3 protein-coding genes and 1 pseudogene are annotated in these 2,767 nt (G+C 70.4%); 3 read left to right on the forward strand and 1 reads right to left on the reverse strand.

Features of this window, described 5'->3' with window-relative positions:
* From ACWKY3_RS10170 to ACWKY3_RS10180, 3 genes are all read left to right on the forward strand, one after another.
* On the forward strand, positions 1 to 320 hold a 320-nt coding region (locus ACWKY3_RS10170), incomplete at its 5' end, for a VOC family protein (protein ID WP_449316295.1).
* Between the two features lie 13 nt (positions 321 to 333).
* Positions 334 to 1,359 (forward strand): LytTR family transcriptional regulator DNA-binding domain-containing protein, encoded by a 1,026-nt coding sequence (locus tag ACWKY3_RS10175; RefSeq protein ID WP_449316296.1) that lies wholly within the window; start codon positions 334 to 336, stop codon positions 1,357 to 1,359.
* Entirely contained in the window at positions 1,356 to 2,129 is a 774-nt protein-coding gene (locus tag ACWKY3_RS10180) for a hypothetical protein (protein WP_449316297.1), read from the forward strand. The genes ACWKY3_RS10175 and ACWKY3_RS10180 overlap by 4 nt, the downstream gene beginning before the upstream one ends.
* Positions 2,130 to 2,500: 371 nt before the next feature.
* On the opposite strand, the pseudogene ACWKY3_RS10185 reads toward ACWKY3_RS10180, so the two are convergent.
* Positions 2,501 to 2,767 (reverse strand): annotated as a pseudogene (locus tag ACWKY3_RS10185) (hypothetical protein); the annotation flags it as partial.

Consider the following 2,767-nt stretch of genomic DNA (forward strand, 5'->3'; position numbering starts at 1 on the left):
CGTTCTACGAGCGCGCGCTCGGCCTGACCGTGCAGCGCCGCATGGGGCCAAAGGACGGCTCGTGGGAAAACGTGTTCATCGGCAACGACGAAACCGACTTCCAGGTGGAGCTCACCTGGAACCGCGGCCGCACAGAGCCCTACGTCAACGGCGGGCGCGACACGCACCTGGCCTTCGAGGTGGACGACATGGACGCGGCACGCGCCCTGCATGAGGAGATGGGCTGCGTGTGCTTCGTGAACGAGCGCATGGGCATCTACTTCATCGAGGATCCCGACGGCTGCTGGCTCGAGATCGTCCCGGCCGACCGCGCGGAGTAAACGGGGAGGCTCCGTGACCGAGTACGCCTCCGCAGACAAGCTGCTCGCCGACCTTGGCGAGAGCGCGCACATCGAATGCGGCCGCGAGACGTCGATCGAGCTGGCGCGCGCCGTGCGCCGGCGCTTCGCCACGCGCCGCTGCGCGTTCGCGCTGGAGGCCGACGCGGGTTGCCCGCGCGACACGGTGACCTCCCACCTGCGCTTCTTCAGCCAGCTGGCCGGCGGCGCCGTGCATCACGAGGACGCCGTCGCCCACTTCGGCCTGCGCGGCATCGCCCGCGCCAATCTGCGCGACCTTCCCGCCTCCCAAGCCGCGCTCGTGCGGCTGGCGCGCGCGAGCCTGTTCCAGCCGGAGGTCTGCCTGATCGAGCGCCCGCTGTCCGACCTCGACGCCGAAGGGCGCGCGAGCGCGCTCGCATGGATGTCCGAAGCCGAGGAGCGCGGCTGCCGCTTCGTCACCACGCTGCAGCCCCTGCGCGAGGCGCTGCTCATGCCGGGCGTCGCCCTGTGGTGCGAGGACGGGCGCTTCATCGAGGTGGCGCGCGAGGAGGACGACGGCCCCGCGGCCCCCGACGACGGAGCGTTCGACGAGGTGCGCGTGTGCAAGATCCCCGCGAAGGCCGACGCGGCCACGCTCCTGTTCGACCCGCGCGAGATCGACTTCATCGAAAGCGCCAACAAGCAAAACCACGTGTCGGTGCGCGGCTCGCTCTACCCCACCCCGCTCACGATGGACGAGCTGGACGAGGAGCTTTCGCGCTTCGGCTTCTTCCGCTGCCACCGCTCCTACATCGTGAACGCGCAGCGGGTGGCGAAGGTGGAGCGCTACACGCGCAACAGCTTCAACCTCACGCTGAACGATGCGAACCGCACCTCCATTCCGCTGTCCAAGGGACGCGCGCAGGAGCTGCACGAACGACTGGGCCTCACGCGCGAGGCCCGCGCGGCCCGCGAGGCGCAGGGCGGGCGAAGCGGGCAGCCCGAGCGCCCCGCGCGCGGCGGGCGCGAAGGCGATGCGGCGAAAGGAGGACCGCGATGACGGCCCCGGCCCCGGGTGCGCTGCGGCCCCTGCGCGCCGCAGCGGTCCTCGCCCGCAAGTACCTCGCCGACCTCGCGCGCAACCCCGCGATGACGCTGAGCGCCGCCATCCCCGTGCTGTGCTCGCTGTTCTTCCGCCTCGTCTGGGCCGAGCAGTCCGGGCTTTCCCCCGACGCCCTGGCGCTCGTCGCGACCGCGATGCTCTACGCCGTCATGTTCGAGGCCATGATGGCGTCCTCGATGTTCGTCATGTACGCGATGGCCGAGGAGCAGGAGAAAGGAGCGCTCGGCACGCTGCTGCGCTGCGGCGTGACGCGGGGCCAGACCGTCGCCGCGCGCCTCGCGTCGGGGTTCGCCGCGTTCGCCGTGTCGTGCGCGGCATGCTGCCTTCTGCTGCTTCCCGATCCGACCGTCGCGCTTCCCATCGCGCTCATCAGCATCGCAAGCCAGCTGCCGCTCATCCTCGCCGGCGCCGCCCTGGGGCTGCGCGCCCGCACGCAGATGTCCACGATGACGTTGTCGGTCCCCCTCTTCATCGTGGGCATGCTGCCGTTTCTCCTCTCCGGCACCGAGGCCGCCGCGCCCCTCGCGCCGTACCTTCCCAACGGCGGCGCGTTTCCCTTCGTGCACGCGCTCGTCGTCGGCGGCGACCCCTTGCCCGCGCTGCTGACCGCCCTTATCACGACCGCCCTGTGGACCGCTGCCACCGCCCTCCTTCTGGCGTGGATGCTGCGAAAGGAGCAACGGGAAGAGGACGCGTTCGGAAAGTAGCGGGGGCGCCGCCGCGCAGCGAGGACGGGCTGCCGCGCATCCTCGGGACGGCCGCCGCGCCGTCCAGCCGGCACCGAGCGCATGCCCATCGCCTCGAAGCGGCACGGATCGCGTCTTGTGCATAGGCCACCAAGCGCCTTCTCATCCCAACGAAAGCGTTTCCCCAGTTCGAGACTCTCGCCAAAACCGCCACCGGCCCTTCAGCGGGCTTTTTCGAAGGAAAACCTATGCACAAGACGCGATCCGTGCCAGTTCGGGCCGAACTCTCTGCTGAACCAGGATTGACACGGACCCCGCCGGGCGGCTCGGCGAGGGGCCGCCCCCTCCGCCAAACCACCGTTGACGCGGCCCTGTCAGCGCGAAGCGCGCCGTCAGCAGCGCCACCCGTCGGCAGGACGCCGATCACCCTCGCACCTGCGCCCGACATACCCGAGCCCCCGCCCTTCGCCAAATCGCAGAAGCTGACGACGAAGCTCGGCACGCGCCCGCGTCCACTCGCGTCCGCCCATGCGCAACCGCCTTCCGAGCTTTTTAGCGACGACGTGCGCGAGCCGATCCATCTCATCGCAATCGAGCACCTGCCGCCTCGTGGCGGTGATCACAGTCATCCCGAGCGAGGCCAGTCCGTTGCGTCGGGG

The organism is Rubneribacter sp. (assembly GCF_965361815.1).

Excerpts from the sequence above, each read along its gene's own strand:
- ACWKY3_RS10180 (WP_449316297.1), top strand. The coding sequence starts at position 1,356 with ATGACGGCCCCGGCCCCGGGTGCGCTGCGGCCCCTGCGCGCCGCAGCG.